This is a genomic window from Massilia sp. UMI-21 (genome assembly GCA_015277795.1).
In the GTDB taxonomy this organism is placed as follows: Bacteria; Pseudomonadota; Gammaproteobacteria; order Burkholderiales; family Burkholderiaceae_D; genus Telluria.
Genome location: CP063848.1, coordinates 1,123,394 through 1,147,117, shown reverse-complemented (window position 1 = coordinate 1,147,117; position 23,724 = coordinate 1,123,394). Strand labels below are relative to the sequence as shown.

Annotated in this window: 15 protein-coding genes; 8 read left to right on the top strand and 7 right to left on the bottom strand. The window is 65.2% G+C overall.

The annotated features are described in order from the left end of the window. Positions 1 to 192: 192 nt before the first annotated feature. The 4 genes from IM543_05050 (at position 193) to IM543_05035 (ending at position 6,076) form a co-directional block, all read left to right on the top strand. On the top strand, positions 193 to 1,092 hold the full coding sequence (locus tag IM543_05050) for an ABC transporter ATP-binding protein (GenBank protein QOY95239.1): 900 nt from the start codon (positions 193 to 195) through the stop codon (positions 1,090 to 1,092). A gap of 29 nt (positions 1,093 to 1,121) precedes the next feature. After that, positions 1,122 to 4,712: a hypothetical protein gene (locus tag IM543_05045; GenBank protein ID QOY96527.1), complete on the top strand. Its 3,591-nt coding sequence runs from the start codon at positions 1,122 to 1,124 to the stop codon at positions 4,710 to 4,712. A 43-nt stretch (positions 4,713 to 4,755) separates the two neighbouring features. Beyond that, entirely contained in the window at positions 4,756 to 4,959 is a 204-nt protein-coding gene (locus IM543_05040; GenBank protein ID QOY95238.1) for an addiction module protein, read from the top strand. A 148-nt stretch (positions 4,960 to 5,107) separates the two neighbouring features. Further along, the gene (locus IM543_05035) at positions 5,108 to 6,076 is read left to right on the top strand and encodes an IS1595 family transposase (GenBank protein QOY95237.1); all 969 of its coding nucleotides are present in this window, start codon (positions 5,108 to 5,110) and stop codon (positions 6,074 to 6,076) included. 122 nt (positions 6,077 to 6,198) lie between these two features. Here the strand turns inward: IM543_05035 and IM543_05030 are convergent, their stop codons facing one another. From IM543_05030 to IM543_05005, 6 genes are all read right to left on the bottom strand, one after another. Beyond that, a complete protein-coding gene (locus IM543_05030) occupies positions 6,199 to 7,899 on the bottom strand; it encodes a CHASE3 domain-containing protein (protein ID QOY95236.1) in 1,701 nt (566 codons plus the stop codon). A 299-nt stretch (positions 7,900 to 8,198) separates the two neighbouring features. Continuing rightward, complete coding sequence (locus IM543_05025; protein QOY95235.1) at positions 8,199 to 10,247, bottom strand: PAS domain-containing protein; 2,049 nt, start codon at positions 10,245 to 10,247, stop codon at positions 8,199 to 8,201. Between the two features lie 463 nt (positions 10,248 to 10,710). Next, positions 10,711 to 13,446: a DNA topoisomerase III gene (locus IM543_05020; GenBank protein QOY95234.1), complete on the bottom strand. Its 2,736-nt coding sequence runs from the start codon at positions 13,444 to 13,446 to the stop codon at positions 10,711 to 10,713. A gap of 577 nt (positions 13,447 to 14,023) precedes the next feature. Further along, complete coding sequence (locus IM543_05015; protein QOY95233.1) at positions 14,024 to 14,482, bottom strand: DUF494 domain-containing protein; 459 nt, start codon at positions 14,480 to 14,482, stop codon at positions 14,024 to 14,026. Between the two features lie 245 nt (positions 14,483 to 14,727). After that, positions 14,728 to 15,858: a DNA-protecting protein DprA gene (dprA, locus tag IM543_05010; GenBank protein ID QOY95232.1), complete on the bottom strand. Its 1,131-nt coding sequence runs from the start codon at positions 15,856 to 15,858 to the stop codon at positions 14,728 to 14,730. An 8-nt stretch (positions 15,859 to 15,866) separates the two neighbouring features. Next, entirely contained in the window at positions 15,867 to 16,961 is a 1,095-nt protein-coding gene (locus tag IM543_05005) for a LysM peptidoglycan-binding domain-containing protein (GenBank protein ID QOY95231.1), read from the bottom strand. 297 nt (positions 16,962 to 17,258) lie between these two features. Here IM543_05005 and def point away from each other — a divergent pair, with 297 nt between their 5' ends. Beyond that, positions 17,259 to 17,798, top strand: a complete 540-nt coding sequence (gene def, locus IM543_05000; GenBank protein QOY95230.1) for a peptide deformylase — start codon at positions 17,259 to 17,261, stop codon at positions 17,796 to 17,798. Between the two features lie 10 nt (positions 17,799 to 17,808). Continuing rightward, on the top strand, positions 17,809 to 18,768 hold the full coding sequence (locus IM543_04995; protein QOY95229.1) for a methionyl-tRNA formyltransferase: 960 nt from the start codon (positions 17,809 to 17,811) through the stop codon (positions 18,766 to 18,768). Between the two features lie 158 nt (positions 18,769 to 18,926). Here the strand turns inward: IM543_04995 and IM543_04990 are convergent, their stop codons facing one another. After that, positions 18,927 to 19,160 carry a BrnA antitoxin family protein gene (locus IM543_04990; protein QOY95228.1) on the bottom strand — a complete coding sequence of 78 codons (234 nt, stop codon included), beginning with the start codon at positions 19,158 to 19,160 and terminating at the stop codon, positions 18,927 to 18,929. A gap of 249 nt (positions 19,161 to 19,409) precedes the next feature. On the opposite strand from IM543_04990, the gene metH reads away from it, so the two are divergent. Continuing rightward, complete coding sequence (metH, locus tag IM543_04985; protein QOY95227.1) at positions 19,410 to 23,180, top strand: methionine synthase; 3,771 nt, start codon at positions 19,410 to 19,412, stop codon at positions 23,178 to 23,180. A gap of 133 nt (positions 23,181 to 23,313) precedes the next feature. Then, positions 23,314 to 23,691, top strand: coding sequence for an SPW repeat protein (locus IM543_04980; protein ID QOY95226.1), 378 nt, complete (start codon positions 23,314 to 23,316; stop codon positions 23,689 to 23,691). Positions 23,692 to 23,724 lie beyond the last annotated feature (33 nt).

The following is a 23,724-nucleotide window of genomic DNA, read 5'->3' as shown; positions in this document are numbered from 1 at the left end:
CAGGCCGAATGTGCCTGTGGCGCCATGTTTATATGCGGAAACTATTGGTGCATACCGTCACCGCCCGGTCCGCCGATTATGCAGTCTGGGCCGCCAAACCTTCCGTGTGTCGCAGAGTACCCACAAACTCCAGGACAATTTAATACAATGCAAGTGTTGAAAAAGGTTTATATGCACGCTTGGGGACATGGTATGGAATTGAAAATCCGCAATTTGTCGAAGACCTACGCCAATGGCGTGGTCGCGCTCGACCGTGTCACGCTGACCATCCCGTCCGGGATGTTCGGCCTGCTCGGTCCGAACGGCGCCGGCAAATCGACGCTGATGCGGATCCTCGCCACCTTGCAGGAATGCGATTCGGGTTCGGTCTTCCTGGACGACATCGACGTCCTCGACGAAAAGGACGAGGTGCGCCGCATGCTCGGCTACCTGCCCCAGGATTTCGGCGTCTACCCGAAAGTGACCGCTTACGAACTGCTCGACCATTTCGCCCAGCTCAAGGGCCTGTCGCACAAGCACCGCCGGCGCGAGGTGGTCGACGGCCTGCTCCAGCAGACCAACCTCTGGGAAGTGCGCAACCAGCGCCTCGGCGGCTTCTCGGGCGGCATGCGCCAGCGCTTCGGCATCGCCCAGGCCCTGCTGGGCGACCCGCGCCTGATCATCGTCGACGAACCCACCGCCGGCCTCGACCCGCAGGAGCGCGTGCGCTTCCACAACCTGCTGTCCGAGATCGGCCAGGACAAGACCGTGATCCTGTCCACCCACATCGTGTCCGACGTAGCCGACCTGTGCGCCAACATGGCCATCATCAACAAGGGCCATGTGCTGCTGTGCGGCGACCCGCAAGACCTGACCTACGAGATCGAGGACTACATCTGGGCGCGCTTCGTCACCAAGCAGGAACTGCCGGTGTTCCAGAAGCGCCACCACGTCATCTCCACCCGCCTGCTCACCGGCCGCACCCTGATCCACGTGTATTCCGAGACCGATCCGGGCGACGGCTTCGAGCCGGCCCGCGCCAGCCTGGAAGACGTCTACTTCGCCACCATCGCCGGCAAATCGCTCTATAACCCCACGGCGGGAAGTTGTTAACGAATGCGTGCCAAGCGATGATCTCCCCATTGTTCGCCATCGCCGGCTTCGAGGCGCGGCAGCGGCTGCGGCTGCTGTCCACCTGGATCTACTTCGGCATGTTCCTGGCGCTGGCGATGCTGTGGATGGCCGCGGCAGGCGGCGCCTTCCGCGATGCGATCGTCAGCTTCGGTGGCCGGGTCCTGATCAACGGGCCGCGCCAGATCGCGCTCACCACCGCCTTCCTCGGCTGCTTCGGCGTGGTGGTGGTGGCCGCCGTCATGGGCCGCTCGGTGCAGCAGGACTTCGAATACGAGATGCAGCACTTCTTCTTCAGTGCGCCGATTCGCAAGGCCGACTACGTACTGGGACGCTTCCTGGGCGCCTTCGTCACCCTGGCGATCATCCTGTCGAGCATCGTGCTGGGCGCCTGGCTGGGCAGCTTCATCCCCGGCATCGACCCCGACCGCCTCGGTCCGAACGGCTTGTCCAGCTACCTGCTGCCTTACCTGCTGACGCTGCTGCCGAATACCTTCATCTTCGGCTCCCTGTTCTTCGTGCTGGCGGCGCTGTCGCGCCGCATGCTGCCGGTCTACGTGGCCAGCATCGTCATGATGATCGGCTACATCGTCGCGCCTTCGCTGGCGCGCGACCTCGACTACAAGACCCTGGCCGCGCTGATCGACCCCTTCGGCACCACTGCCCTGATCCGCCTCACAGAATACTGGCCGATCGCCGAGCGCAACACGCGCCTCGTCACGCTGGAAGGCGTGTACCTGGTGAACCGCCTGGTCTGGCTGGGATTCGGGCTGGTGGTCCTGCTGCTCGGCTACTGGCGCTTCCACACCAGCGACAACGTCGACCCGCGCCACAAGAAGGGCCAGCAGCCGGGCGACATCCCTGCCACGCCCGCGCCACCGTCGCCGCAACTGTCCCGCGCCGCCGTCGACACCCGCGAAGCACCGGACTTCGCGCGCCGCAGCCTGGGCCTGCTGCTGGGGAAGTCGGTCTGGTACAACCTGCGCGAATCGAGCAAGAACGTGTACTTCCTGGCGCTGGCGATCGCCGGCGTCCTGATCCTGGCCGCCAGCGCGCTCGACCTCGGCGCGATCTACGGCACCAATACCTATCCGGTCACCTACATGGTGCTGGACCTGATCCGCGAGGTGTTCGCGCTGTACATGCTGGTGGTGACCACCCTGTTCGCCGGCGAGATGGTGTGGCGCGAACGCGAGGCGCGCATGGCCCAGATGCTCGATGCCATGCCGGCGCCGACCTGGCTGCCCCTGGTCGGCAAGACCCTGGCCCTGGTCGGCCTGCAGGCCCTGCTGCTGGCGATGGCGATGGTGGTGGGCATGCTGATCCAGCTGTTCAAGGGCTGGTTCGTCCTCGAGCCGGGCCTGTACCTGCGCTTCCTGTTCACCGTGCTGCTGCCGCAGTATGCGCTGCTGGCGGTGGCGGCGGTCGCGGTGCAGGTGATCGTCAACAACCGCTACCTGGCCTATTTCATCCTGATCGCCGTGTACCTGGTGACCGCCACCGCGCAGGGCGTCGGCCTCGACCACCCGATGCTGGTGTACGGCAGCACCCCGCCCTTCACCTACTCGGCGATGAACGGCTTCGGCCACTACTTGCTGCGCGAGCACCTGTTCCAGCTGTACTGGAGCGGCCTGGCCCTGATGCTGATGGTGGCGGCGCGCGTGCTGTGGGCGCGCGGGGTCGACGACGGCTGGCGCGAGCGCCTGCGCCTGGCGCGCCGCAACCTGTCCAGGCCAGTGCTGGCCGGCTTCGGCGCGGGCCTGCTGGTGTTCGCCGGCACCGGCGCGCTGCTGGCCTATGAACTGGACGCGGGTGGCTACCGGACCAGCGCCCGGCAGGAAAGCCTGCGCGCCGAATACGAACTGCGCTACCGCCGCTACGCGAAGCTGCCGCAGCCGCGCATCGTCGACGTGCACCTGGAGGCCGACCTGCGGCCCGAGACGCGCTCGCTGAGCGTGAACGGCGTATACGAGCTGCTCAACCGCAACACGGTCCCGGTCCAGGACATCGTCCTGTACCAGCAGCGCGGCGCCGCGCTGGCCACGCGCTTCTCGCTGCCGGCGCGCCTGGTGCTGGCCGATCCCGAGCACGGTTTCTATCACTACCGCCTGGCCCAGCCCTTGCAGCCGGGTGCGCGCATGGACTTCCGGTTCCGCGTCGGGTATGCGCCGGGCGGCCTGCTGGACCTGGGAAGCGAGACCCCGGTGATCCGGAACGGGACCTTCTTTACCAACGAGGTCATGCCGCGCATCGGCTACCAGCCGGCCGTGGAGCTGACGGACGAGCGCGACCGCAAGCGGCGCGGCCTCGCGCCGAAAGACCCGATGGCGGCGCGCGACGACCAGGCCGCGCGCGCCAACCACAGCCTGGGCGTGGACGCCGGCTGGATCGGCTTCGACGCCGTGCTCGCTACCTCTCCCGACCAGATCGCGATCGCGCCCGGCACCCTCGAAAAGGAATGGATCGACAAGGGCCGCCGCTACTTCCACTACCGGATGGACAGGCCGATCCTGAACTTCTATGCGATCCAGTCGGCGCGCTACGAGGTGCGGCACGACCGCTGGCAGGACGTGACCATCGACGTGTTCTACCATCCGGGCCACGAAGCCAACGTCGAGCGCATGATCCGCGGCGCCCAGGCCGGCCTGGAGTACGCTGCGCGCCGCTTCGGCCCCTACCCTTTCCGCGAACTGCGCATCGTCGAGTTCCCGCGCTACGCCAGCTATGCGCAGGCTTTTCCCGGCACCATCCCGTTCTCGGAAAGCATGGGCTTCATCGCCCGCATCGACGAGGATTCGCCGAAGGACATCGATTACCCGTTCTACGTCAGCGCCCACGAGACCGCGCACCAGTGGTGGGGTCACCAGCTGGTGGGCGCCAACACGCGCGGCGCTACCGTGCTGTCGGAAAGCCTGTCCGAGTACACCGCGCTGATGGTGATGAAGCGCGCAGCCGGCGGACAGAAGATGCGCCGCTTCCTGCGCTACAACCTCGACGCCTACCTGATGGGCCGCGCCACCGAACGCCGCAAGGAGCTGCCGCTGGCCCAGAACGAGAACCAGGACTACGTCCACTACCGCAAGGGCAGCCTGGCGCTGTACCTGCTGGCCGACCTGCTGGGAGAAGACACCGTCAACGGCGTGCTGCGCGGCCTGCTCGAGAAGCATGCGTTCAAGGGCGCGCCCTACCCGACCGTGCTGGCGCTGGTGGATGCGCTGCGCGCCGTGACGCCGCCCGACAAGGCCTACCTGATCGACGACCTGTTCGAGCACATCGTCCTGTACGAAAACCGCGCCGACAGCGCCACCGTCCGCCAGCGCAAGGACGGCAAGTTCGAGGTGACGATCAAGGCGCATGCGGGCAAGGTGCGCGCCGGCGAACTGGGCGACGAGCAGCCGGCGCCGCTCAGGGACTACATCGAGTTCGGCGCCGATGACCGCAACGGCAATCCGCTGGCACGCGAACGGCGCCTGGTCGACCAGGCCAGCCAGACCGTCACGCTGGTGGTGAATGCACGTCCGGCACGGGCCGGTATCGACCCCGATAACAAATTAATCGATCGAAAACCCGCGGACAACATGGTTCCTGTCGACAACCCATAGAACTGCAGGTAATATTTGCGAAATATTAGCCGGAAGGAGCATCATGTCGAACCTGGTTTCCGAGATCGCAGAACAGATCCAGACGCTGAGCGAAGCGGACAAGCACGCCCTGGTCCGCCTTCTGCTGCAGGACGTCGATGTCGACGAGGATGCCGACGAAGCCTGGCGCAACGAGATCGTGCGCCGCGTAAAGGCGATCCGCAACGGCGAAGCCGCCATCCGCGCACTGCAGGAATGGCAGGAATAAGACCTGTCCGGCGCGTCGCGCACAACCAGAAAAACCGCGGTCATGCCGCGGTTTTTTCATTGGCTCTGTCAGCGTTAACTATGGATGAGCCCTGAACTGCTGAGCATCTCCCTGGTCGAACACCTGTCTCCATCGACAGGAAGCGGCCGTGAAAACACCCAGCTTCAAGAAATGGTTCGCGCGGCTGCCCGCGCTGAACGGGGCGCAGCGCCAACAAACACTGGCGGCATTGCATCCGGCCGCAGGGCTGGACCGGACCGTCGCCCTCATCGAGCAGATCCGCGCACCCCAACGCGCGTGTCCGCGCTGCGCCTGCACGCGCTGCTACCGGCACGGCCATGCCAATGGCCTGCAGCGCTACCGCTGCCGGGAATGCGGCCGCAGCTTCAACGACCTGAGCGGCACGCCTTTTGCGCGGCTGCGGCTGCGCGAAAAATGGCTCGACTACCTGGACGCATTGATCGGGGCCAAATCGGTGCGCCGCGCCGCCCTTGATGTCGGCGTGCACCGCAACACCGCGTTTCGCTGGCGCCACCGCTTCGTCGACCGGGTCAAGCACGACTTGCCGCAACAACTGAGCGGCATCGTCGAGGCCGATGAAATGTTCATCCTGGAATCGCAAAAGGGCGCGCGCAAGCTGGACCGGGCGCCGAGGAAGCGTGGCGGCGCGGCGCGCAAACGCGGCATCTCGAGCGAGCTCGACTGCATCCTGGTCGCGCGTGACCGCGGCAGGCAGACCATCGGCGCGCTGGTCGGGCGCGGGGCCTTGAGGGCGGTGCACCTGGAACGCTACCTGCTGCCCAGGCTCGACCGGCAAGCACTCCTGGTCAGCGACGCCAATGCCGCCTACCGGGCGTTCTCACGCAAACATGGGATCGCCCACCAGGCGGTCAACCTGCGCGCCGGCGTGCGGGTGCGCCGTGACGCTGGCAACGCCCTCCACGTACAGAATGTGAACGCCTTCCATCAGCGTCTACGCGACTGGCTGGCCCGCTTTCGCGGCGTGGCATCGCGCTACCTGCCGAATTACTTGGGTTGGCACCGGGCGCTCGACGGCGCGCGGGCAATTGCTGCGGAACAGTTCTTACGCATCGCAATCGGGGGCATCAATAGATAAAGGTAACAGCGCCTTTTCATTTGCGCCGCCAGATGCGCGGTCCGGGCAACGGTGCGACTGGGACACCGTCGGTTAGGGCCGCGCGTATTCTTCGAAGACGAGCCAAAGCCGGCAGCTTCGCCTCATTCCACCTCGGCCGCGTCGGTCGCCTCCGCGGGCGCCGGCGCCGGCGGCCGGGCTTGTGGGCGGGCCGGCTGGCGGCCACGCGGCAGCGCCGGGCGTGCCGGCGGACGCGGCAGGGCTTGCGCGGCGGCCTGCGGCGCGGCGCCGGATGGCTTGGCCAGCTGGAAGGTATCCACCAGTTGCGCCAGCCCGCCGGCCTGCTCGCGCATCGCTTCGGCGGCCGCCGTGGCCTGCTCGACCAGCGCCGCATTCTGCTGCGTCACCCGGTCCATCTGGACGATCGCACCGTTGACCTGCTCGATGCCCTCGCGCTGCTCGTCACTGGCGGCGGCGATCTCGCCGATGATGTCGGACACGCGCTTGACGCTGGCCACCACCTCGTCCATCGTGCCGCCGGCCTGGTCCACGAGGCGCGAACCGGTTTCCACGCGCGACACCGAGTCGCCGATCAGTTCCTTGATTTCCCTGGCCGCCGCCGCGGAGCGCTGCGCCAGGTTGCGCACCTCGCCCGCCACGACCGCGAAGCCGCGGCCCTGCTCGCCCGCGCGCGCCGCCTCCACGGCGGCGTTCAAGGCCAGGATATTGGTCTGGAAAGCGATGCCGTCGATGACGGTGATGATGTCGGCGATCTTGCGCGAGGCCTCGTTGATCGAGCCCATCGTCGTCACCACCTCGGCCACCACCTGGCCGCCGCGGGCGGCGGTGTCGGCGGCGCTCGCGGCCATCTGCTTGGCCTGGCGCGCATTGTCGGCATTCTGCTTGACGATCACGGTCAGCTCTTCCATCGACGAGGCGGTTTCCTCCAGCGAGCCGGCCTGCTGCTCGGTACGGCTCGACAGATCCTGGTTGCCGGCCGAGATCTCGTGCGCGGCGGTCGCGATGGCGCCGGTGCCGGCGCGCACCTTCGACACGATGGCCACCAGGGAAGCGTTCATGTCCTTCAGTGCGGCCATCAGCTCGCCGGCTTCGTCGTTGGTGCGGACCTTGACCTCACGGGTCAGGTCGCCCTGCGCCACGCTGCGCGCCAGCGCCACCGCGCGGCGCAGCGGAATGCTGATGTTGCGCCCCAGTTGATAAGCCATGAACACCGCCAGGATGGCGCCGATCAGGCCGCCGCCGACGAGGGTGCGCCGCATGGCCGACTGCAGTCCGGCGATCTCCGCCGCGTGCTGCGCCAGTTCTTCGGTTTCGGTGCGGCGCAGCTGCCCGATCGTGCCGCGCATGGCCTCCATGGCGGCCTTGCCCTTGCCGGCCTGCTCGTGCGCGATCACCGCGCCCAGGTCGGTGTCGACGGCGTCGCGGCGCAGGGCGATGGCCGGATCGACGGCCTGGGCCAGCCAGTCGCGCTGTTGCTGCGCCAGCGCCCGCAGGCGGCCTTGCTGGGCGTCGTTGCCGGCGGTCAGCTGCAAGGCCTTGTCGAGGTGCTGCTGGAAGGCCTGCTTGCCGGCGCTGTAGGGTTCGAGCGCGGCTTGCGCGCCGGTCAGCGCGAAACCGCGCTGGCCGGTCTCGATGTCCACCAGCGCCAGCAGCGCCGCATCGGCTTCGGCCAGGATGGCATGGCTGCGCGCGTTGGCTTCGTCGGCCTTGCCGAGTGCGGTGAAGTTGGCATAGGCAATGGCGACCACGATGCCGGTGATGCCGATCAGGATGCCGTAGCCGAGGTACAGGCGGGTTGCGATTTTCAGGTCGGAGAGCTTCATGGGGTTCAGACGGGTCTCGATATCGTTGTAAGTGTTGTGCCTGGTGGAGGCGGACCGAATGATGAAACTTGAGGTATCAAATACCTGACCGATTATTACGGAACAATTGATTAATGAAAAGCAAATTTTTGGGGGAAGGAAAGGAAAACCACGGCGGGGTGTGACGAATCCATGGCGAAAATGTCGTGCGCACCACCGGCCTTGTTGCGGACGGCAGGTCCAGCCAAAACCGTGCCACCTCACCGCCGGATCAGGCAACAGACTGCCGGACCTGCGCACGCGACGCCGTCACCGCCCGGTCACTGTGTCCCGAGCCCGGCTGTGGTGCGTTGGATAATGCGCATCAGGTCGTCGATATGCAAGGGCTTGGTCACGTGCTCGTCGAATTGCGCGGCACGCGTCAGGTAGCGGTCCTCATCCCGCCCCAGCCCGGTCAGCGCGATCAGCGGCAGCTTGCGACCGCTTGGCGTGTTACGAATACGCAATGCTACCTGCACGCCGCTGATATCGGGCAAGCCGAGGTCGAGGAAAGCCATGTCGAAGTGGCGCCCGGCTGCCAGCGCCACCGCGTCGAGACCGTTAAAGGCCAGCACTGCCTGATGGCCCAGGGCTTGGAGCAGCAAGGCAAGCGTCGTGGCGCCATCGATATTGTCGTCGACGACCAGCACGGTCAGCGGCCGCGAAGGCGACTCCTGGCCGGACGGCAGCGTGTCCAGGGCCGGCTCGGCGTGCTCCACACAAGGCAATACAACTGTGAAGCAACTTCCCTTGTTCACGCCTTCGCTCGACACGCTTACCCTGCCCCCGTGCAGTTCCACCAATTGCTTCACGAGGCTCAGGCCAATTCCCAATCCCCCTTGCGCATGCACACCCGTCGCATGCACCTGGACAAACAGGTCGAAGATATCGTCGACCGACGACGCGGACAGGCCAATGCCTTCGTCGCATACGCGCAAGCTCACCGAGTCTCCATCGACGCGGGTATCGATCGACACGGCCGAGCCTGCCGGAGAGTACTTCGATGCGTTGGTCAGCAGATTGCTGAAGATCTGGATCAGCCGCAATGCGTCGCCATCGAGCCAGACGGGCGACGAGGGCATGGCGCAGGTGAGCGTCTGGTTTTTGGCGTCAAGCAGGGGCTGCGTGCTTTCGATCGCCTGCTCGATGACTTGACGCAGCGCGACCGGCTTTCTTTCGATCTCCAGCTTGCCCGAGCTGATGCGCCCCACCTCCATCAAATCGTTGACCAGTTTGGACAGTTGCGTGACTTGCCGTTCGATCACCTCGCGCGCCTTGTTGCGCACCAGGCGGTCGTTGGAAAAACGGATCAGCTGGGCCGCCGACGCGATCGGCGCGAGCGGGCCGCGTAATTCGTGGGCAAGCGTCGCCAGGTATTCGTTCTTGCGATGGTCCGCGCGCTGCAGTGCCGCACCGTCTTCGCGCACCTGGCGTACGCCGCGTTCGCGTTCGGTATGGTCGCTGGAGACGGCCAGCACCGATTCTACCCGGCCTTCCAGGTCGAACGAAGGCAAGCAGCGGGCAATGAAGAAGCGCTCGTTGCCGTCCGGGTCGGTATGGCTGAAATCGAATTCGCGGCCCTTGCCATTGCGCAGTACATTGTCGAGTACCGCGCCCCAGCGCGTCGCCAGCGCGGAAGACATCCCGAATTCCGTGTATTTCTTGCCAATATAAAATTCGGCTGGTTTTCCGGTCAAGGCTTCCACGCGGGAAGACATGAACACGCAGCGGTATTCGCGGTCGAAGCGGCTGATGATGTCCGGCAGGTGCATCGCGATGATCGCCAGGTCATGTTCGCGCTGGCGTATGGCGTTCTGCGCCTGGGTGGCCTCGGTGACGTCGACGACGGCCCCGTTGATGCCGGACGGACGACCGTCGGCGCCGAGCTCGACACGGCCACTGCCACGTACGTAGCGGACCGCTCCATCGTCGAGGCAGATGCGAAAGCGCACCGAGTAGTCCGCGCCGCTGGAGAGGGCCGCGTTCACGGCGGCATCGACATTTGCCAGATCATCAGGATGGACCCGCTGACGGAACATGGTATGCGTCACGGGGATTCCCGCCGGCCAGCCGAAAATCGCGTAATGGTGTTCCGACCAGCGCACCGTATCCTGGGTCAGGTCCCAGAAAAAGGTACCGATGCCGGCCGACTCGATGACATGTTTGAAGGCTTCAAGCCGGTTTGCCAGGTCCAGACGCCGCTCAGCGGCTGTGTCACCCGGGCTTGCAGATCGCTTCTCTCGAAGCAGCCGAGGTCCAAATGCAGCCAGAGCAAGGGCAGCACCGGCGGCCAGTCGGATCGTTGGAGCTATCAGTTTTACCCATTGCATGAAAAGTCGTTCCAGGTTGATGGCGAGAGGCCGCCGCGCGCGTCCGGCGCAGCAGTGTGGCCGGCCCCAAGGCCCCCGAATGTGCGACCTTTACCAAGTAGCCATGCATGTCGAGCAGCATTTGCAGCATCGCTGACCTTCGAGACGGTCGTCCACGACCAGCGCACGGTGCTGTCATGACGACCAGCTAGCGCGCATTTCGCTCATGACTCCTTCTTTGATAAAAGCCACCCGGCGTCCGCGAAAGTCGCGCCAAGGTTTGGCAATGTATCTTCAGGACACAATTTTGACAAATCAAATTCAAAACATCAACAATTTTTGCTGAAATTGATTGAAGCGCTAGCAAGGCCAGCAGCCCGTTGAGCGAAGGAGGCATGGGTCAGCGGATCTGATTGTTTGCCCGCGCGAAAAAAAAAACGCGAACCCTCGGGTCCGCGTCCTTGTGCGATCGGCAGCGCAGCGCTTACTTCTTGCTTGCCGCCGAAGCGATCTTCTTCGCCGCCGGCTTGCGCGCCGCCGTCTTGGCGGCCGGCTTCGCCGCGGTCTTGGTCGCCGTCTTGGCAGCCGATTTCGCAGCCGATTTCGCAGCCGATTTCGCAGCCGATTTCGCAGCCGATTTTGCCGGCGCCTTGCGCGCCGCCTTCACCGGCGCCGCTGCGCCATCGGCAGCGTCGGCGCCGTCCGCGGCGCCGTCGGCCGCTTGCGCCTTGCCCTTCGCGCCCGGCTTGGCCTTGCGCTCCTCGAACTCGAAGCTGATCTTGCCGTCCTTGCCGCGCACCAGGAAGGCCTTGAAGGCGCGGCGCGTGCGCTGCGACACGAAGCCCGGCAGCAGGTCGGTCTTGCCCTCGTTGAGCAGCTTGGCCATCTGCTCGGGCAGGATTTCCTGCTGCAGGATGATGCGGCCGCTGCGGAAATCGCAGGCTTTCGGCTTGGCGACCGTCTTCTCGCACACGTAGGCCAGGCCCATCTCGTACACGCCGCTGGCGCACTTCGGGCAGGGGCCGAGCGCGGTCTGGCCGGTGAAGTCGACGCCCTCGCCGTCCTCGCCCTCGTCCTGGTCCTGGCCGAAGTCGAATTCGAGCTTGAAGTTCTGGATGTCTTCGTCGCGCACGATGCGCAGGATCGCCGCGAACGGACGGCCCATCTTCGAGCGGAAGCCCTGCAGCGGACCGATGGTGCGCTTCTCCAGCAGTTCCTCGACCTCGTTGATCTCGAACTGGCGGCTGCCCGGCGTCTTCGACATCGAGAAGTCGCACTTGGTGCAGGCGAAGCGGCGGTAGTTTTCCTTGACCACGCCGCCGCAGTTCGGGCACGGGGTCTTCAGGGTCGCGTAGTCGCCCGGGATGGTCTCGTTGTCGTATTCCTTGGCGCGCTTGACGATGATCTGCGTCATCTGCTGGATCTCGCGCATGAACTCGTCGCGCGAAATCTTGCCCTTCTCCATCTGCGACAGCTTGTATTCCCATTCGCCGGTCAGCTCGGGGGCGGTCAGTTCGTTCACGCCCAGGCCGCGCAGCAGCGTCATCAGCTGCGATGCCTTGGCGGTCGGGATCAGCTCGCGCCCTTCGCGGATCAGGTATTTCTCGGTGAGCAGGCCTTCGATGATGGCCGCGCGCGTCGCCGGCGTGCCCAGGCCCTTGCCGGCCATGGCGTCGCGCAGCTCGTCGGAGTCGACCAGCTTGCCCGCGCCTTCCATCGCCGACAGCAGCGTCGCTTCGCTATAGCGCGCCGGCGGCTTGGTGACCAGGCCATTGGCGGTGATCTTCTCGGTCTGGACCTTCTCGCCCTTCTGCACCGGCACCAGGTTGGCGCCGTCCTTGTCGTCGCCGGTGGTGTCCTTGCCGTACACCGCCAGCCAGCCGGGGTTGGTCATGACCTTGCCCTCGGTCTTGAACTGGTGGCCCGACACTTCGGTGAAACGGGTCGTCACCAGGAATTCGGCCGGCGGGAAGAACACGGCCAGGAAGCGGCGCGTGACCAGGTCGTACAGCTTTTGTTCCGGCTCGGTCAGGTTCTTCGGCACGACGCCGGTCGGGATGATCGCGAAGTGGTCCGAGATCTTGGTGTTATCAAAAATACGCTTGTTCGGCTTGACCCAGCCGTTCTTGGTGATCTGCTTGGCGAAGCCGTTGTAGTTATTCGTGTCCGCCAGCGCACCCATCGTGTCCTTGACGGTCTGGATGTAGTCTTCCGGCAGGTGGCGCGAATCGGTACGCGGGTAGGTCAGCACCTTGTGCTTCTCGTACAGCGCCTGGGCCAGGCCCAGCGTGTTCTTGGCCGAGAAGCCGAAGCGGCCGTTGGCCTCGCGCTGCAGGCTGGTCAGGTCGAACAGGGCCGGCGCCATCGAGGTGGTCGGCTTCGATTCCTCGGTAACCACGCCCTGCTTGCCGCGGCAGGCGGCGGCGATCGAATCGGCGGCGGCGCGGCTCCACAGGCGCTCGGCGCGCTTCTCCGGGTCGTTCTCGTCCTTCTTGAAATTCTGGTCGAGCCAGCGTCCTTCGTAGATGCCGGCGGCGCACACGAACTCGGCGCGCACCTCCCAGTAGTCGCGCGCGACGAACTTCTTGATCTTCTCTTCGCGCTCGACCACGATCGACAGGGTCGGGGTCTGCACCCGGCCCACGGTGGTCAGGTAGAAGCCGCCCTCTTTCGAATTGAAGGCGGTCATGGCGCGGGTGCCGTTGATGCCGATCAGCCAGTCGGCTTCGGAACGGCAACGCGCGGCATCGGCCAGCGGCAGCATCTCTTCGTCGCTGCGCAGGTGGGCGAAGCCTTCGCGGATCGCATTGGCCGTCATCGACTGCAGCCACAGGCGCTTGACCGGTTGCTTGGCCTTCGCGTTCTGGGCGATCAGGCGGAAGATGAGTTCTCCTTCGCGGCCCGCGTCACATGCGTTGATCAGGGTGGTGACGTCCTTGCGCTTGATCAGCTTGTTGAGCACCTTGAGGCGCGATTCGGTCTTGGCGATCGGGTTCAGCGCGAAGTACGGCGGAATCATCGGCAGGTGCGTGAAGCTCCATTTGCCGCGCTTGACGTCGTGCTCCTCGGGCACCGCGATCTCGAGCAGGTGGCCGACGGCGGACGACAGGACGTATTCGTCGGATTCGAAGTACTCATCGTGCTTGGTAAAGCCGCCCAGCGTCTTCGCGATGTCGTTCGCGACCGACGGCTTCTCGGCGATGATGAGGGATTTGGTCATAGTGTTTATCGGGTGCTCTATATATAAGTGGCTTTTGCCCGCGCATCATACATGCTCCGGGGCTGGACGGTTGTGAAAGCCGTAGTGTCCGTATAGTAACAATCTGGATTGAGCGGCCAATGATAAGCGCGATGGCGCGCCGACTGCAAGTGTGCCGGCCTGCCCTTACAACCTGGAACAGGCCGATATTGCCGTGTGTTTCGGCATGGCGCCGCCCGGTGTGCCACCAGGCATCCGCACTTCAGGACGAAAAGCGTCACATGCCAATCGAATGAATGTTACAAATTTTCTGGTCTATCAACGCAGGGCGGGCATGGGCGAATTCTTTCCCGTGCCGAGCGAAGACGACATTGCGCGATGCCCGCCTCTCGTGCCTGGAAGCGGCAGCTTCCCGGTCGTGGTCTACGCGCCGAGCCTGTCCGCCTCCGCCATGGAAAACAGCGGTTACCGGCGCGTGCTCGAACTGAATCCGCAGCATGCCGCCGCGGCAGCCTGCGTGCGGGCGCACGGCGGCGCCGAGCCGCCGAAATGCAAACGGGGCCTTGCGGCCCCGTCGATGCGTCGGTGGTGCGTGTGTTCAGTGCAGCAGACGCGGTTCCTGCTCGTCGTCGTCGCCGAACAGGTCGTCGAACATGAGCGCATCGGGCTCCTTGCCCTGGCTCCACAGGACCATCAGCACGATGATCTTGAGCTTGCCCAGCGCCACCGGCGACTCGTCGCAGGCCAGCGCGCGCTCGATGACGATCTCGCGCTGCGTCGGGCTGAGCACCTTGGCGCTCTCGAGGAACTGGATGAAGCCGATGGCTGCACTGCCCAGCTCGATGTATTCCTCGTCCACGTAGTAGCGGATGCCGGTGCATGCATCGATTGCGTCGGAAACTGCCGCTTCGGTCAGCCCGGACAGCCAGTCCAGCGCCTCGGAAATCTCGATATCATCGAAACCGACGGCGGACAGCTTGCGTGCCAGGGCCGCCGGCTCGGGGCAGGCGTCAGGACGATAGTACGTCTCGTAGAGGTAGACCAGGATGTCGAACATAGTGACGCTACTGTAGCAGCTAAGCTCGCCGAGGCACAAGTGCGACACGCGCGACCAGGTGTCGCCGGTAAAAAACGTTGTATGACGGCCTTATCGGTTCATTCAGTTTTGTCGATATTTAACAAAATTCAGGTCAAACATTTCACAAATATATCTCAAGAAGAATACTCTTTTTCGTATTGCCTCATGCAACATGCATATGCGAGAACAAGCATACTTTTGGGAATCAGGGTGCGCAGGCTCGCTCAGGCTGTTTGCACGACACGTTGCACCCGGCCATCGGGCAAGCGTTCGAGCAGCCCCGCCAGTTCGAGCGCCAGCAGTTCGCCGGCCAGCCGGCCGGCATCGCCGCCAACACAATCGAGTAATGCATCTGCCTGCACCGGATCGTGGCCCAGCGCGGCCAGCAAGGCGTCGTGGCCCGCGCCGCCCCGCGCCGGCGCCATGGCAGGCCGCGCGAGCGGCGACGCCCGCATCGCTTGCAATACCTCGTCCACCGTCTCGACCAGGTGCGCGCCTTCGCGTATCAATCGATGGCAACCCTTGGCCAGTGCCGAATGGATCGAGCCAGGCAGCGCGAACACTTCGCGGCCCTGCTCGGCCGCCATCTGCGCGGTAATCAGGGAACCGGACTGGGCCGCTGCCTCGACCACCAGCACGCCGGCTGCCAGGCCGCTGATGATGCGGTTGCGGCGCGGGAAGTTGCCGGCGACGGGCGGCGTGCCGAGCGCGTATTCGCTGACGATGCAGCCCGCCTCGGCGATGCGATGCGCGAGCGCACGGTTGCGTGCCGGGTAGACCCGGTCGGGGCCGGTGCCGATGACCGCGATGGTCGACCCCGGTCCGCGCAGCGCGCCTTCGTGGGCGGCGGTATCGATGCCGAGCGCCATGCCCGACACCACGCACAGGCCGGCGCGCGACAGGCTTTCCGCGAAGCCTTCCGCATTGGCCCTGCCCTGCGTGCTGGCATTGCGGCTGCCGACCACGGCGATCATGGGCGCAGGCAACAGGTCGCGCCGTCCGTTCAGGTACAGCAGCAAGGGCGGATCGGGAATGTGCCGCAGGGCGTCCGGGTAGTCGGCGTCGTGCAGCGTGAGGATGTGGTGATGCGGTGCGGACAGCCAGGCCAGGGTCAGGTCGACCTGGCGCGCGCCTTCCGGCGTGATGGGTGCGCACAGCGCGGCGGCCTGCGCGGCCGGGACCTGTGCCGCAAGCGCCGCATAGCCGGCACGGAAGATGGCCGCGGGGGAACCGAATGCGCCGAGCAGCAGCTTCGCGGTCCGGCAGCCCACCCCGGCCGCCCCGTCCAAACGGATCCAGTCGGCAAGGGCGCAGGCGTCTGGCGGGCTGGATGGGTGGGGGGCCGTGTCCTGCACGGTAGGGTTTACTCCGGTGAGCGCGCCACGTCGCCGACTTCCACCGGCGCCGTCACTTGCATGATCAGGCCATACGATACATTGCTGAACACGCGGAAAATGAACAGGCTGCCATATTGCTCGTCGGGCAGCTTGATCTGCTGTTTGCCGAAGCCGAGCATGCCTTTACTGGCAGGGTCCGGCACCGTCTTCCCGAGATGATAGAGCTGCAGCACGGCGCCGACATCGAGCCCGTCAACAGAACCGCGATTGACAGTGACCACCTGGCTCTGGCCGGCATAGCTCACGCCCGCGTAGATCGACATCACGCGCGCATCGACAGGCTGGGCCGGCGCATGCGGCATGTAGTTGCGCACCGGCGTCGGCGGCATCGGCACCAGCAGGTCGCCCACGCCCATTTCCTGGCGCGTCTCGGTGACGCGGAAACTATGCGCATCCACGCCCGGTGCCGCTTCGCGATCGAGGCTCACGCTGCCCAGGTAGGCAGCTTCGTAGGCCAGCACCTTGCCGGTCTGCGGATCCTTCAACGGACCGCTGGGGCGGAACACCTGGAAGCTCTTGCCGCCGCCCAGGTTTCCCTTGACGTAGACGCGGTCGCCGGTGCCGAGATAGACCCGGCCTTCCTGCGAGGCCACGATGCGCGGCGCGCCGGCCAGTGCGTCGGCCTCGACCACGAGCGGCTGGGTCAGGTAAGGCTCGATCATGCCGGCCGGAATCGACTGCACGGCGTCGCGCTCGAGCGACTCGCTGCGCAGTTGCGGCGACAGCTTCGTGAGTGGCGGGAGGCCGCGGCCGTCGCCCTGCCCCGGACGGGTCAGGGACAGGCGGCCGCGGGTGCGGTCGAAATAGATGACCTGGCCGGGATAGATCCAGTGCGGGTTGCGGATCTCGTCGCGGTTCATGCCCCAGACCTGGGGCCAGCACCACGGATTCTGCAGGAAGGCGCCCGAGATATCCCAGAGCGTATCGCCCTTGACCACGACGTGCTGGTCGGGCGCATTCGGACGGAATGCGCACGATGCCGCCTGGACCGGGCTGGCCGCGGCACACGCGACCAGCGCCGCCGCAGCAGCGCGGGTCACGACTGTGCTAAAATTTTTCATTGCATACGTCCGTCATTGCGTCCGCTGTTGCGTACTTGGATTGCGGCTTTGACACCGGATGGCTGGCAGCGCACCGCTCTTCTGGAAGAAACAGCACGATAAACAGCACGATAGAAACAGCGATGACTACGCCTGATCGACAAAAGGTTGCCGTACTGAATCAAATTCTGCACACAAATCCCTGAACTAGCAAGACAAAACGCGTCTTGCCAGCCCCTGGATGTGTTGCATTTCTGTCCGTGCGCGCCGGCTTGCTGAACTCCTCATTGAACTGATACCCCCTGGAATTGCCCGACCATGGCCTTACTGAATATCCTCCGCTATCCTGATCCACGCCTGCACAAGCTTGCCAAGCCGGTCACCGAATTCGGCACCGAGCGCCTGCGCCAGCTGGTCAAGGACATGGCCGACACCATGTACGACGCACCCGGTGTCGGCCTGGCCGCCTCCCAGGTCGACGTGCACGAACGCGTGGTCGTCATCGACGTCAGCGAAACCTCCGACCAGCTGATGGTCTTCATCAACCCGGAAATCACCTGGGCCAGCGAAGAAAAGCAGGTTTACGACGAAGGCTGCCTGTCGGTGCCCGGCATCTACGACGGCGTCGAGCGTCCATCCCGCGTCAAGTGCAAGGCCTACGATGTCGAAGGCAAGGAATTCGAGGTCGACGCCGACGGCCTGCTGGCCGTCTGCATCCAGCACGAGATGGACCACCTGATGGGCAAGGTCTTCGTCGAATACCTGTCGCCGCTCAAGCGCAACCGCATCAAGGCCAAGCTGCAGAAGGAAGAACGCGGCATGGAACGCGAAGCCGCCCTGCGCGCTGCGCGCCGCTGACAGGCGGTCGATGAGAGTCGCGCCTAAAGTTGTCTTCGCCGGCACCCCCGAGTTCGCCGCCGTGGCCCTGCGTGCCCTGCACGAGGCCGGCTTCGAGATTCCCCTGGTCCTGACCCAGCCCGACCGCCCGGCCGGGCGCGGCATGCAGCTGCAAGCCTCCGCGGTCAAGCAGTATGCGCTGGCCCATGGCATGCCCGTGGCGCAGCCGCTGTCGCTGCGCATGGACGCCAAGGATCCGCAACGCGCCGAGGAGGCACGCGCCGTCCACGCGCGCCTGCTGGCGCTCGACTACGACGTGATGGTGGTGGCGGCCTATGGGCTGATCCTGCCGCGCAGCACGCTCGACATCCGCCCCTGTATCAACATCCACGGCTCGCTGCTGCCGCGCTGGCGCGGCGCCGCGCCGATCCACCGCGCGATCGAAGCCGGCGACGTCGACACCGGCGTGACCATCATGGGCATGGAAGAAGGCCTGGATACCGGGCCGATGATGCTGATCGAGCGCATCGCCATCGCGGACACCGACACCACCGGCAGCCTGCACGACAAGCTTGCCGCGCTGGGCGGCCGCATGATCGTCGACGCGCTGCGCCGGATGGAAGCCGGCCAGCTGGCCTCCGTGCCGCAGCCGGAAGCGGGCGTGACCTACGCCGCCAAGATCAGCAAGGAAGAAGCGAAGCTGGACTTCGCCCTGCCGGCCGGGCTGCTGTGGCGCAGGGTGCGCGCCTTCAATCCCTTCCCGGGTGCGCACGGCCTGGTCGACGGCGTGACGGTCAAGGTATGGAATGCGGAACTGGCGCCCGGCAGTGGCAAGCCTGGCCAGGTGCTGGCGGCGGATGCGCAAGGCATCGTGGTCGCCTGCGGCGAAGGTGCGCTGCGCATGACCGAGCTGCAAAAACCGGGCGGCAAGCGCCTGGCGGCGGCGGAGTTTCTCAAGAGCTTCCCGCTGGACGGAAAGCGCTTTTCGTAGGGTGGACGGGTTCCCCGTCCGCGCGTTCAACTATCGGATGAACAGCCGCGCGGGCCGCATTACCGTGATGTGAACGCGCGGACGGCATAGCCGTCCACCCTACGGCAAGTCTCGACCCCAAAAGAAAATCGGGGCATCCGCCCCGACCATTTACTGCATCACTTCTCTTGCGACCCGGCTGTGCGCTGCGCGTCCATGTACTCACGCAGCACCTGGTTGATACGGGTCTGGTAACCCGGGCCAGCCGACTTGAACCAGTCGAGCATGTCCACGTCCAGGCGAATCGTCACGATCTGCTTCACGCCGTTGATGGTTTGCGGCTTGACGGCGACAGCCGGTTCTTCGATGCGGCTCACCGCTTGATCCCAATCCGGCTCATATTCTTTGTTCATGCAATCATCCCGTTAAAAGCTCCGCCAACACTGTGGCGACGGGGTAATTGTCGTCCGTGTATGTAACGTAAAGATTGCGGATACACCGGGTTTTGTAACGTCATGTATCAGTTTGCGATTTCCATACATAAAGATACATACACGAAACTGCCTTTTTGGCCCCGCCGGAAGCATCCAGCGTCATGACGTATAATCGTAGACCGCCCATCAGTAAACGGCCTGTAAAGCCGATTCTAGAAAGACGACAACATGAATGCCCCTCTCCGCACCATCTCCCCGATCGACTCCCAGCTGCGCGACATCCTGAAGCGCCGCATCATGATCCTGGATGGCGCGATGGGCACCATCATCCAGCAGTACAAGCTGGACGAAGCGGCCTACCGCGGCGAACGCTTCAAGGACTTCAGCGCTCCCGGGGGTTCCAGCCAGCGCGAGCTGTTCGTGAAGGGTAACAACGAGCTGCTCACCCTGACCCAGCCGCAGATCATCCAGGAGATCCACGAGCGCTACCTGGCCGCCGGCGCCGACCTGATCGAAACCAATACCTTCGGCGCCACCGGCGTGGCGCAGGACGACTACCACATGGCGCATCTGGCCTACGAGATGAACGTCCAGGCCGCCAGGCTCGCGCGCGCCGCCTGCGACAAGTACAGCACGCCGGACAAGCCGCGCTTCGTGGCCGGCGCCCTCGGCCCGACCCCGAAGACCGCCTCGATCTCGCCCGACGTGAACGACCCGGCCGCCCGCAACATCAGCTTCGACCAGCTGGTGGAGAGCTACCACGAGCAGGTGCGCGGCCTGGTGCTGGGCGGCGCCGACGTGCTGCTGGTCGAGACCATCTTCGACACCCTCAACTGCAAGGCCGCGCTGTTCGCGATCGACCAGTACTTCGACGCGCACCCCGAGGTGCCGCGCCTGCCGATCATGATCTCGGGCACCGTCACCGACGCCTCGGGCCGCATCCTGTCGGGCCAGACCGTGGCCGCCTTCTGGAACTCGGTGCGCCACGCCAGGCCCATCACCATCGGCCTGAACTGCGCACTGGGCGCCGCCCTGATGCGCCCGTATGCCGAGGAACTCTCGCAGATCGCCGACACCTTCGTGTGCATCTACCCGAACGCCGGCCTGCCCAACCCGATGAGCGACACCGGCTTCGACGAACTGCCGGCCGACACCTCGTCGCTGCTGGCCGAATTCGCCGACGCCGGCTTCGTCAACATCGCCGGCGGCTGCTGCGGCACCACCCCCGAGCACATCGCGGCGATCGCGCAGGTCCTCGAAGGCCGTGCTCCGCGCCAGGTGCCTGACATCCCGGTCGCGATGCGCCTGTCGGGCCTGGAGCCCTTCACCATCGACGACAGCTCGCTGTTCGTCAACGTCGGCGAACGCACCAACGTGACCGGCTCCAAGGCCTTCGCGCGCATGATCCTGAACGAGCAGTTCGACGAGGCGCTGTCGGTGGCGCGCCAGCAGGTCGAGAACGGCGCGCAGGTCATCGACATCAACATGGACGAGGCCATGCTCGACTCGCAGGCCGCGATGACGCGCTTCCTGAACCTGATCGCCTCCGAACCCGACATCTCGCGCGTGCCGATCATGATCGACTCCTCCAAATGGAGCGTCATCGAGGCCGGCCTCAAATGCGTGCAGGGCAAGGCCATCGTCAATTCGATCTCGATGAAGGAAGGCGAGGAAGAATTCATCCGCCAGGCCAGCCTGTGCCGCCGCTACGGCGCGGCCGTCATCGTGATGGCCTTCGATGAACAGGGGCAGGCCGACACCTTCGCCCGCAAGACCGAGATCTGCGGCCGCGCCTACAGGGTACTGACCGAGCAGGTCGGCTTCCCGCCGGAAGACATCATCTTCGATCCGAACATCTTCGCGATCGCCACCGGCATCGAAGAGCACAACAACTACGCGGTGGACTTCATCGAAGCCACCGCCTGGATCCGCAAGAACCTGCCGCATGCGCAGGTGTCGGGCGGCGTGTCGAACGTGTCGTTCAGCTTCCGCGGCAACGACCCGGCGCGCGAGGCGATCCACACCGTGTTCCTGTACCACGCGATCAAGGCCGGCATGAGCATGGGCATCGTCAACGCCGGCATGATCGGCGTCTACGACGACCTGTCGCCCGAACTGCGCGAGCGCGTCGAGGACGTGGTGCTGAACCGCCGCCCGGACGCCACCGAGCGCATGATCGAGTTCGCCGGCACCCTGAAGGCCGGCGGCGGCAAGCAGGAGCAGAACCTCGAGTGGCGCAACACCCCGGTCGAGAAGCGCCTGGCGCACGCGCTGGTGCACGGCATCACCCAGTGGATCGTCGAAGACACCGAAGAGATGCGCCAGCAGGTACTGCGTGCGAACGGCCGCCCGATCCACGTGATCGAAGGCCCGCTGATGGACGGCATGAACATCGTCGGCGACCTGTTCGGACAGGGCAAGATGTTCCTGCCGCAGGTGGTGAAGTCGGCGCGCGTCATGAAGCAGGCGGTGGCCCACCTGGTGCCTTTCATCGAAGAAGAGAAGGCGGAAGAAGAACGCCGCACCGGCATTGTCGCCAAGCCGAAGGGCAAGATGGTGATCGCGACCGTCAAGGGCGACGTGCACGACATCGGCAAGAACATCGTTTCGGTGGTCCTGCAGTGCAATAACTTCGAGATCGTGAACATGGGCGTGATGGTGCCCTGCGCCGACATCCTGGCCAAGGCCAAGGAAGAGAACGCCGACATCGTCGGCCTGTCCGGCCTGATCACCCCGTCGCTGGAAGAAATGGCCCACGTGGCGCGCGAGATGCAGCGCGATCCGTACTTCCGCGAGAAGAAGATTCCGCTGCTGATCGGCGGCGCCACCACCAGCCGCGCGCACACGGCCGTGAAGATCGCGCCGCACTACGAAGGCCCGGTGGTGTATGTGCCGGACGCCTCGCGCTCGGTATCGGTGGGCCAGTCGCTGCTGACCGAGGACACGCGCGACGCCTACATCATCGAACTGGCGCAAGACTACGAACGCATCCGCGTGCAGCACGCCAACAAGAAGGCGCTGCCGATGCTCACGCTCGAGCAGGCGCGCGCCAACAAGGCCAAGCTCGACTATGCCCCGGTCAAGCCGAAATTCATCGGCCGTCGCCTGTTCAAGAACGTCGACCTGGGCGAGCTGGCGCGCTACATCGACTGGGGTCCGTTCTTCCAGACCTGGGACCTGGCCGGCCCCTACCCTGCCATCCTCAGCGACGAGGTGGTGGGCGAAGCGGCCTCCAAGGTGTTCGAGGAAGCCCAGGCCATGCTGAAGAAGATCATCGAGGGCCGCTGGCTGACGGCCAACGGCGCCATCGCGCTGCTGCCGGCGAACGCGGTGAACGAGGACGACATCGAGGTCTATACCGACGAATCGCGGGAGGAAGTCGCCTTCACCTGGTACGGCCTGCGCCAGCAGGGCGTCAAGCCGGTGGTCGACGGCGCGCAGCGCCCGAACCAGTGCCTGTCCGACTTCGTGGCGCCGAAGGCGTCCGGCGTGGCCGACTACATCGGCATGTTCGCGGTCACCGCGGGGCTGGGCATCGAGAAGCACGAGCAGCGCTTCGAGGCGGCGCACGACGACTACTCGTCGATCATGCTCAAGGCCCTGGCCGACCGCCTGGCCGAGGCCTTCGCCGAATACCTGCACGAGCGCGTGCGTACCGACCTGTGGGGCTATGCCAGCGGCGAAGACCTGTCGAACGAGGCATTGATTCGCGAGTCCTACCAGGGCATCCGCCCGGCGCCGGGCTACCCGGCCTGCCCGGAACACACGGTGAAGGCCGAGCTGTTCCGCACGCTGCAGGCGCAAGAGATCGGCATGGAGCTGACCGAGTCCTTTGCGATGTACCCGGGTGCGGCGGTATCGGGCTTTTATTTCGCGCACCCGGACTCGAAGTACTTCGTGGTCGGCAAGATCGGCGAAGACCAGCTCGAGGACATGGCGCGCCGCCGCGGCATGGACAAGAGCGAACTCGAACGCTACCTGGCGCCGAACCTGTCGTAATCCGCTGTACAGCCCCCTGCGCCGCCGCACTGTCCTCAGGACGGTGCGGCGGCCGTCCCTCCGCCTCCTCCAAACTTCTGCCCGGGCACATTGTCTAAAGCAGTGTGTGATCCTGGCTCGAGAGGAGAAAATCATGGCCATGCATTTCGCATCCAGACGCTGGCAAGACCAGCTCATGGTGCTGGTCGGCGTCTGGCTGTTCGTCTCGCCGTGGGCGCTCGGCTATCCGTCGTATTCGCCGCCGGCCACGAACGCGTATATCGCCGGCGCGATCATTGCGCTGCTGGCTGCGTTCGACCTGGTCCAGACCCGCGTCTGGGCCGTGCTGCTCAACATCGTCGTGGGGATATGGGTGGCGGTCTCGCCCTGGCTGGTCGGCGTGGTGCGCGACCCGGCCATGACCTGGAGCCTGGTCATCGCGGGCCTGGCCACGATCGTGCTGGGTGTGTGGGAACTGCGCAGCGATCCGGAGCTGCACCGGCAGTGGACCCATTCCGGTACGCCCGGGTAATCCCTGACGCCGCATTTGTAGGGTGGTCGGCTC

Excerpts from the sequence above, each read along its gene's own strand:
- IM543_05030 (QOY95236.1), bottom strand. The coding sequence starts at position 7,899 with ATGAAGCTCTCCGACCTGAAAATCGCAACCCGCCTGTACCTCGGCTAC.
- def (QOY95230.1), top strand. The coding sequence starts at position 17,259 with ATGGCCTTACTGAATATCCTCCGCTATCCTGATCCACGCCTGCACAAG.
- IM543_05015 (QOY95233.1), bottom strand. The coding sequence starts at position 14,482 with ATGTTCGACATCCTGGTCTACCTCTACGAGACGTACTATCGTCCTGAC.
- IM543_04995 (QOY95229.1), top strand. The coding sequence starts at position 17,809 with ATGAGAGTCGCGCCTAAAGTTGTCTTCGCCGGCACCCCCGAGTTCGCC.
- metH (QOY95227.1), top strand. The coding sequence starts at position 19,410 with ATGAATGCCCCTCTCCGCACCATCTCCCCGATCGACTCCCAGCTGCGC.
- IM543_05050 (QOY95239.1), top strand. The coding sequence starts at position 193 with ATGGAATTGAAAATCCGCAATTTGTCGAAGACCTACGCCAATGGCGTG.
- IM543_05040 (QOY95238.1), top strand. The coding sequence starts at position 4,756 with ATGTCGAACCTGGTTTCCGAGATCGCAGAACAGATCCAGACGCTGAGC.
- IM543_04980 (QOY95226.1), top strand. The coding sequence starts at position 23,314 with ATGGCCATGCATTTCGCATCCAGACGCTGGCAAGACCAGCTCATGGTG.
- IM543_05025 (QOY95235.1), bottom strand. The coding sequence starts at position 10,247 with ATGCAATGGGTAAAACTGATAGCTCCAACGATCCGACTGGCCGCCGGT.
- IM543_05020 (QOY95234.1), bottom strand. The coding sequence starts at position 13,446 with ATGACCAAATCCCTCATCATCGCCGAGAAGCCGTCGGTCGCGAACGAC.
- IM543_05005 (QOY95231.1), bottom strand. The coding sequence starts at position 16,961 with ATGAAAAATTTTAGCACAGTCGTGACCCGCGCTGCTGCGGCGGCGCTG.
- IM543_04990 (QOY95228.1), bottom strand. The coding sequence starts at position 19,160 with ATGAACAAAGAATATGAGCCGGATTGGGATCAAGCGGTGAGCCGCATC.